Source organism: Streptomyces sp. NPDC043867, assembly GCF_056435845.1.
The window spans coordinates 280407-287666 of sequence record NZ_JBWKDS010000001.1; the positions used below are offsets into that span (position 1 = coordinate 280407).

Here is a 7260-nt window from a genome sequence, read left to right on the forward strand (position 1 = left end):
CATGCCCAGCCCCGAACAGCAGGCCACGGAATGGCTCCAGCACACTTACCGGGGTCTGGTCGAACTGGCTGATGCCCGGCCGGTGCACGAGTCGGCAACCGCCTGGCTCATGGGGTGCCGGACCGTGGAACAGCCGGGCTACCCGCAGACACCCATGCTTGCTGCATCGGTCGTACTCCCCAAAGACAACAGCTCCCCCTTCCACCCGTCGCCCAGCGACCCTCTCGGCGATCTGGAAGCGGCCCCCTCGCTCGATGCGGCCATCGCCCGCGTAGAGAACCAGGCGCGGCGGATCAATGCGCGCGGTTGTGTCGTCGCCCTGCATTCGGCGATCAACAAGAGTCCATCGTCCCCTCTGGCCTGGCAGCCGTCGGACGAGGCTCCGGGCTGGTGGAGCAGGCTCGTCCGGAGGTACTTCCCGGAGTTCGAGCGGACACGCGCCAGCAGCTGGGACGAGATCGTCAAGGCGGTCGATGAGACCGGGCCCGACACCCGGGGCCTCGTGTGGGTACGTCGTGAGATCAACGGCCAGGAAGCGACGGGCAACCTGATCTATGCCCACAACAACAAGGGCCAGGTCGTCTTCCTCGATGGCCTGACGTCGTCACTTGCCCGACTCGATACCCAGTACGTGCGCGAGCTCGTGTTCATCCGGGCCACTCCACAGAAGATCAGCCAGCGGCGTCGGCCCTGGGAACGAGAGGCCTACGAATTCGACTCGGCGCTGGCAAAGGGCCGGCTGTGGCTGGAGAGCACGTACGGAGGCCAGGTCGAGCTAGTAGCGCCCCAGGCGGAGGACGAGACCCGTCGAGGCTGGGTGTTCTCCTGCGACACCCGGCGGCACCTCCGGGAGGGCCATTGGCAGGACACCATGTTGGACGCGACGCTGGTCGTTCCCAAGGACACGGACCCGCCCTTTGGTCTGCCGAATTCGGATCCATGGAACTGGCTGGCCCACTGGGATGCCGGCGGAACTCCGGGCACTGGACAGTTCCCGCCGACGCCCGCGCCCGGCCGAGCCCATTGGTTCGAGCCGACACTCGCCGAACTCGGGCCCGTCCTGTCGACCTCGGACCACGGCGACTGGCAGTCGGCAATCGGTGAACTCTCTGCATTGCCGGTCGAGTCTCGCGCCCTGATCTGGGTCCGTCGCACAGACGGCCGCGGCCGTGAGGCCGTGGGATGGCTGGTCAACGGGCTCACTACAACGACGGGCGTGATGTTGTTCGACGGCTCCTCCGACGAACCGGTGTCGTTCGACCCAACTGGCGTCCGCGCGCTGCACGTGATCCGGTACCGCTGAGACAGACCGGAGTCGAGGCGGGCCGGAGGAGATCTGGTGGTCGGGGATCAGATCCCCGTACGTCGGTGCCGCCGCGGCAGTCGGCCCGAAGGCTCCCGTGCCATTCGGCGCTGGAGGGACATGCGTATCCCTCTCGTCCCTCTGATCCTGAGTTTGCCGGCACGACCAGCACGGGAGACATCCCGCGCTCCGGCGCGGCTGGGTGGGCCTCCGGAGATGCCTCCTCGCGTGGGCGCGGACGGTACCAACGCACCGGGACCGGTAGGGATGCGGCCGTTCTGTTGTGCCCTCCCGCCGACGGCGCCGCCGTGCGGCCCGGGTCCGCTGCTCTCTTTCGGCGGGGACGGACGGTCACCGGCATACGAAGAAGGGCCGCGCCCGGGCCCGGCAGGGGGAATCATCAGCGGTAGGGCCCGGCCCCTCAGTTCGGAGCCGGGGAAGCCGTCCGGTCGGCCTCGATGTCGAACTTGATCTGCTCGTCATCAACCGATGTCACGGTGACCGACACCCCCAGGGTGCTGCCGTCACCCGCGGTGAGTGTGCAACGGGTGGTGGTGCCGACCTTGCCGACGAGGTCCTCGGGGCAAACGACGTCCGGCTTCGGCTGGCCGGTTGTGGCCGCGAGCTGTTCCGCGACCTCTGCGGACAGCTTGTCCGCGGCCAGCTTCGGCTCGGACGTCCCCACGTGAACCGACGCCGAACACCCGACGAGCAGCAGGCCGGCGGACACGGCCAGAAAACCCAAGTACGCGGTGGACATGCGCCTGGTGGTCAAGGTGGAATCCGTTTCGGGTGGTGGAAGGTCAAGGCAGGAAGACGGTGGAAGCGTAACGAGCCGTGCAACCCGGCACAGCGAGCGATGGCGAACCGCCGGCTTCACGCCACCATCACCCAACGCAAAGAGGCCCGCACGACCGAAGTCGTGCGGGCCCCTTCAAGGAGCTCACGCTGGAGCTACCAGGCGTTCAAGCCCAACAGGTAAGTGAGTGCTTACTTGTTGATCTTGGTGACCTGGCCGGCGCCGACGGTCCGGCCACCCTCACGGATGGCGAACTTGAGGCCCTCCTCCATGGCGACGGGCTGGATGAGTTCGACCTTCATCTCAGTGTTGTCGCCCGGCATGACCATCTCCGTGCCCTCGGGGAGGGTCACAACACCGGTCACGTCAGTCGTACGGAAGTAGAACTGCGGACGGTAGTTGTTGAAGAACGGCGTGTGGCGGCCACCCTCGTCCTTGGACAGGATGTAGGCCTGCGCCTCGAACTCGGTGTGCGGGGTGACCGAGCCCGGCTTGATGATGACCTGGCCGCGCTCGACGTCCTCGCGCTTGATGCCACGGAGGAGCAGACCGACGTTCTCACCGGCCTGGCCCTCGTCGAGCAGCTTGCGGAACATCTCGATGCCGGTGACCGTGGTGGTGGTCTTGTCCTGCTTGATGCCCACGATGTCAACGGTCTCGTTGACCTTCAGGACACCACGCTCGATACGGCCGGTGACGACCGTACCGCGACCGGTGATCGTGAAGACGTCCTCGATCGGCATGAGGAACGGCTTGTCGACGTCACGCTCGGGCTGCGGGATGTTCTCGTCGACGGCCTTCATCAGGTCGAGGACGGACTGGCCCCACTCCTTGTCGCCCTCGAGGGCCTTGAGCGCCGAGACCTTGACGACCGGCAGGTCGTCGCCCGGGAACTCGTACTCGGAGAGGAGCTCACGAACCTCGAGCTCGACGAGCTCCAGGATCTCCTCGTCGTCCACCATGTCGGCCTTGTTCAGGGCGACGACGATGTAGGGAACGCCGACCTGGCGGGCCAGGAGCACGTGCTCCTTGGTCTGCGGCATCGGGCCGTCGGTGGCGGCGACCACGAGGATGGCACCGTCCATCTGCGCCGCACCCGTGATCATGTTCTTGATGTAGTCCGCGTGACCGGGGCAGTCGACGTGGGCGTAGTGACGCGTCTCGGTCTGGTACTCGACGTGCGCGATGGAGATGGTGATACCGCGCTGGCGCTCCTCAGGAGCCTTGTCGATCTGGTCGAAGGCCGAGGCCTCGTTCAGGTCCGGGTACGCGTCGTGCAGCACCTTGGTAATGGCGGCCGTGAGGGTCGTCTTACCGTGGTCAATGTGACCGATGGTGCCGATGTTGACGTGCGGCTTAGTCCGCTCGAACTTTGCCTTCGCCACTGAATCCTCCTGCGGAGTGGTTCTGGTACGCCTTACTCATCGGCGCCAGGTGATCTTTGCTGGGATGCCGCCCGCCGGGGTTCTCCCTTACCGGGGTGATCCCCGACGGTCGGTGTCAAGCCTAAAGCGTGCAAACGGGGTGCGTTACTCGCCCTTGGCCTTCGCGATGATCTCCTCGGCGACGTTCCGGGGAACCTCGGCGTAGGAGTCGAACTGCATCGAGTAGCTTGCGCGACCCGAGGTCTTGCTGCGGAGGTCGCCGACGTAGCCGAACATCTCCGAGAGGGGCACGAGGCCCTTCACGACGCGCGCACCGGCACGCTCCTCCATGGCCTGAATCTGGCCACGGCGGGAGTTGATGTCGCCGATGACCTCACCCATGTAGTCCTCGGGCGTGGTGACCTCGACGGCCATCATCGGCTCGAGCAGCACGGGGCTGGCCTTGCGCGCGGCCTCCTTGAAGGCCTGCGAACCGGCGATCTTGAACGCGAGTTCCGAGGAGTCGACCTCGTGGTAGGCACCGTCGAGAAGCGTGACGCGGACGCCCGTCATCTCGTACCCGGCGAGGATGCCGAACTGCATGGCCTCCTGCGCACCGGCGTCGACCGAAGGGATGTACTCCTTCGGGATACGACCACCGGTCACCTTGTTCACGAACTCGTACGAGGCGTCGCCGCCCTCGATGGGCTCGATCGCGATCTGCACCTTCGCGAACTGACCGGTACCACCGGTCTGCTTCTTGTGGGTGTAGTCCACACGCTCGACGGCCTTGCGGATCGTCTCACGGTAGGCGACCTGCGGCTTACCAACGTTGGCCTCGACCTTGAACTCACGGCGCATACGGTCGACCAGCACCTCGAGGTGCAGCTCGCCCATACCGCCGATGATGGTCTGGCCGGTCTCCTCGTCCGAGTGGACCTGGAAGGAGGGGTCCTCCTCCGCGAGACGCTGGATGGCGACACCCAGCTTCTCCTGGTCACCCTTGGACTTGGGCTCGATGGCGACCTGAATGACCGGCGCCGGGAAGTCCATGGACTCCAGGATGACCGGGTTCTTGTCGTCCGAAAGCGTCTCACCGGTGGTGGTCTGCTTCAGGCCCATCACGGCGACGATGTCGCCGGCGCCCACCGACTCGATCTCCTCACGCTTGTTCGCGTGCATGCGGTAGATCTTGCCGATGCGCTCCTTCTTGCCCTTGACGGAGTTCAGCACGGCAGTGCCGGACTCCAGGCGGCCCGAGTACACCCGGACGAAGGTGAGCTTGCCCAGGTGCGGGTCGCTCATGATCTTGAACGCGAGGGCGGACAGCGGCTCGTCCTCGGACGGCTTGCGCCTGACGACCAGCTCCGGGTCCTTCACGTCGTGGCCCTCGATGGCCTCGACGTCCAGGGGAGTCGGCAGGTAGCGCACGACCGCGTCGAGCAGGGGCTGAACGCCCTTGTTCTTGAACGCGGTGCCACAGAACACCGGGGTGACGGTGACGCCGTCACCCTTGCCGGACGCGATGGTGATGCGACGGATCGCGGCGTACAGCTGCTCCTCGGTGGGCTCCTGGCCCTCCAGGAACAGCTCCATGATCTCGTCGTCGTTCTCCGCGACGGTCTCGACCAGCTTGCCGCGGTACTCCTCGGCAGCCTCGGCGTGCGTGGCGGGGATGTCGACGACGTCGTACATCTCGCCCTTCGCCGCCTCGGCGGACCACACGAGCGCCTTCATGCGGACCAGGTCCACAACGCCCTTGAAGTCCATCTCGGCACCGATCGGCAGCTGCATGATGATCGGAACGGCACCGAGCCGGTCCTTGATCATGTCCACACAGCGGTGGAACTCGGCGCCGGTACGGTCCAGCTTGTTCACGAAGCAGATACGCGGCACGCCGTAACGGTCGGCCTGACGCCACACCGTCTCGGACTGCGGCTCGACACCCGCGACACCGTCGAACACCGTGACGGCACCGTCGAGGACGCGCAGCGAGCGCTCGACCTCGACCGTGAAGTCGACGTGCCCCGGGGTGTCGATGATGTTGATCGTGTAGTCGTTGTCCTCGAGCGGCCAGTGACAGGTGGTCGCAGCAGAGGTGATCGTGATGCCACGCTCCTGCTCCTGCTCCATCCAGTCCATGGTGGCAGCGCCGTCGTGGACCTCACCGATCTTGTAGCTGACGCCGGTGTAGAAGAGGATCCGCTCGGTGGTGGTCGTCTTGCCCGCGTCGATGTGGGCCATGATCCCGATGTTGCGGACCTTGGCCAGGTCAAGTGAAGTGGTAGCCATAAGGCTTCAGTCTTCTCTCGGTCTCGATGTGGGTTGCGACTACCAGCGGTAGTGCGCGAAGGCCTTGTTGGACTCGGCCATCTTGTGGGTGTCCTCGCGCTTCTTCACAGCGGCACCAAGGCCGTTGGAGGCGTCGAGAAGCTCGTTGAGCAGACGCTCGGTCATGGTCTTCTCGCGACGGGCGCGGGAGTAACCGACCAGCCAGCGCAGCGCGAGCGTGTTGGCGCGACCGGGCTTGACCTCGATCGGAACCTGGTACGTCGCACCGCCGACTCGGCGGGACTTGACCTCGAGGGTCGGCTTGATGTTCTCAAGAGCGCGCTTCAGCGTGATGACCGGGTCGTTGCCGGTCTTCTCGCGCAGGCCCTCCATGGCGCCGTACACGATGCGCTCGGCGGTGGAGCGCTTGCCGTTCAGCAGCACCTTGTTGATCAGGGAGGTGACAAGAGGAGAACCGTAGACCGGGTCGATGATGACCGGGCGCTTCGGGGCGGGGCCCTTACGAGGCATTCTTACTTCTCCTTCTTGGCGCCGTAGCGGCTGCGGGCCTGCTTGCGGTTCTTGACACCCTGGGTGTCGAGCGAGCCGCGGATGATCTTGTAACGAACACCAGGCAGGTCCTTCACACGGCCGCCGCGCACGAGCACGATGGAGTGCTCCTGCAGGTTGTGTCCCTCACCCGGAATGTAAGCGGTGACCTCGATCCCGCTGGTCAGACGCACACGCGCGACCTTACGCAGGGCCGAGTTCGGCTTCTTCGGGGTGGTCGTGAACACACGCGTGCAGACGCCGCGACGCTGGGGCGAACCCTCGAGTGCGGGCGTCTTGTTCTTCTCGACCTTGTCCTGCCGGCCCTTCCGGACCAGCTGCTGGATCGTAGGCACTACTTCTCCGGTTTCTGTGTGCCGAATGGTGAAGCTAACCTGGAACGCCACCGACCCACGCGGTCGGGTGTGTCGAATACTGCAGACTCCCGCCGTAAGGCGGAGAGGGCGCAGATTGCGGTGGCCGCTGACGGCTCCCCTTGCGGTTTGAAGGCACGCACGGGAGCCAGGGCACACCCCAGGCACAAGGTCTGAGCGTACCTATCGCATCCACTCCGGTCAAAACAAATGGTCTCGCGCGGGACACGCCGGGGTCGCCACACGATCGGCACACCACCGCGACACCTCCGCGCCGCGGCCCGGGGTACGGCCCTGAGCGGCCCCAGAAGCCCCCCAGCGGCCCGGACGCCCGCCGGCGCACGCGCGGGTGCCGGCGGGAGTTCGCGCGGCCCCCAGCAGCCCGTAAGGCGCCCGTTACCGGCGGCCCGGCACGTCGGTCCCCCGCGCAACGGGCCCGCCGCACTCCCCCGCGCAGCGGGGGCCCGCCCCCAGGCACCACACACGCCGGCGGGGGGGGGGGGGGGGGCGGGGGGGGGGGGGGGGGGGGACGGCACAGCTCCTCTTTTTTTTGTGTGGTGGGCTTGGTTCTTCTTCTCAGAGAGCCTCACGGGGGCCTTC

At 66.2% G+C, this 7260-nt stretch carries 6 protein-coding genes; 1 reads left to right on the plus strand and 5 read right to left on the minus strand.

All coding sequences use genetic code 11. The features are described 5' to 3' along the window. Window position 1: 1 nt before the first annotated feature. Window positions 2–1303 (plus strand): YrhB domain-containing protein, encoded by a 1302-nt coding sequence (locus AC069T_RS01450; protein WP_478780743.1) that lies wholly within the window; start codon window positions 2–4, stop codon window positions 1301–1303. Window positions 1304–1724: 421 nt separating this feature from the next. Here AC069T_RS01450 and AC069T_RS01455 read toward each other — a convergent pair whose 3' ends face one another. The 5 genes from AC069T_RS01455 to rpsL all read right to left on the minus strand — a co-directional run bounded on the left by AC069T_RS01455 (window position 1725) and on the right by rpsL (window position 6642). Further along, on the minus strand, window positions 1725–2063 hold the full coding sequence (locus AC069T_RS01455) for a DUF4333 domain-containing protein (RefSeq protein ID WP_478780744.1): 339 nt from the start codon (window positions 2061–2063) through the stop codon (window positions 1725–1727). 230 nt (window positions 2064–2293) lie between these two features. Further along, a complete protein-coding gene (gene tuf / locus AC069T_RS01460) occupies window positions 2294–3487 on the minus strand; it encodes an elongation factor Tu (protein WP_358852968.1) in 1194 nt (397 codons plus the stop codon). A gap of 144 nt (window positions 3488–3631) precedes the next feature. Beyond that, a complete protein-coding gene (gene fusA / locus AC069T_RS01465; protein ID WP_478780745.1) occupies window positions 3632–5758 on the minus strand; it encodes an elongation factor G in 2127 nt (708 codons plus the stop codon). A 39-nt stretch (window positions 5759–5797) separates the two neighbouring features. After that, complete coding sequence (gene rpsG / locus AC069T_RS01470) at window positions 5798–6268, minus strand: 30S ribosomal protein S7 (protein ID WP_003974303.1); 471 nt, start codon at window positions 6266–6268, stop codon at window positions 5798–5800. A 2-nt stretch (window positions 6269–6270) separates the two neighbouring features. Further along, window positions 6271–6642 carry a 30S ribosomal protein S12 gene (gene rpsL, locus AC069T_RS01475; protein WP_003948652.1) on the minus strand — a complete coding sequence of 124 codons (372 nt, stop codon included), beginning with the start codon at window positions 6640–6642 and terminating at the stop codon, window positions 6271–6273. Between the last annotated feature and the right edge of the window lie 618 nt (window positions 6643–7260).

Bases quoted from the DNA above. Each gene is read 5' to 3' on its own strand.
- AC069T_RS01455 (WP_478780744.1), bottom strand. From the start codon at position 2,063: ATGTCCACCGCGTACTTGGGTTTTCTGGCCGTGTCCGCCGGCCTGCTG.
- AC069T_RS01450 (WP_478780743.1), top strand. From the start codon at position 2: ATGCCCAGCCCCGAACAGCAGGCCACGGAATGGCTCCAGCACACTTAC.
- rpsG (WP_003974303.1), bottom strand. From the start codon at position 6,268: ATGCCTCGTAAGGGCCCCGCCCCGAAGCGCCCGGTCATCATCGACCCG.
- fusA (WP_478780745.1), bottom strand. From the start codon at position 5,758: ATGGCTACCACTTCACTTGACCTGGCCAAGGTCCGCAACATCGGGATC.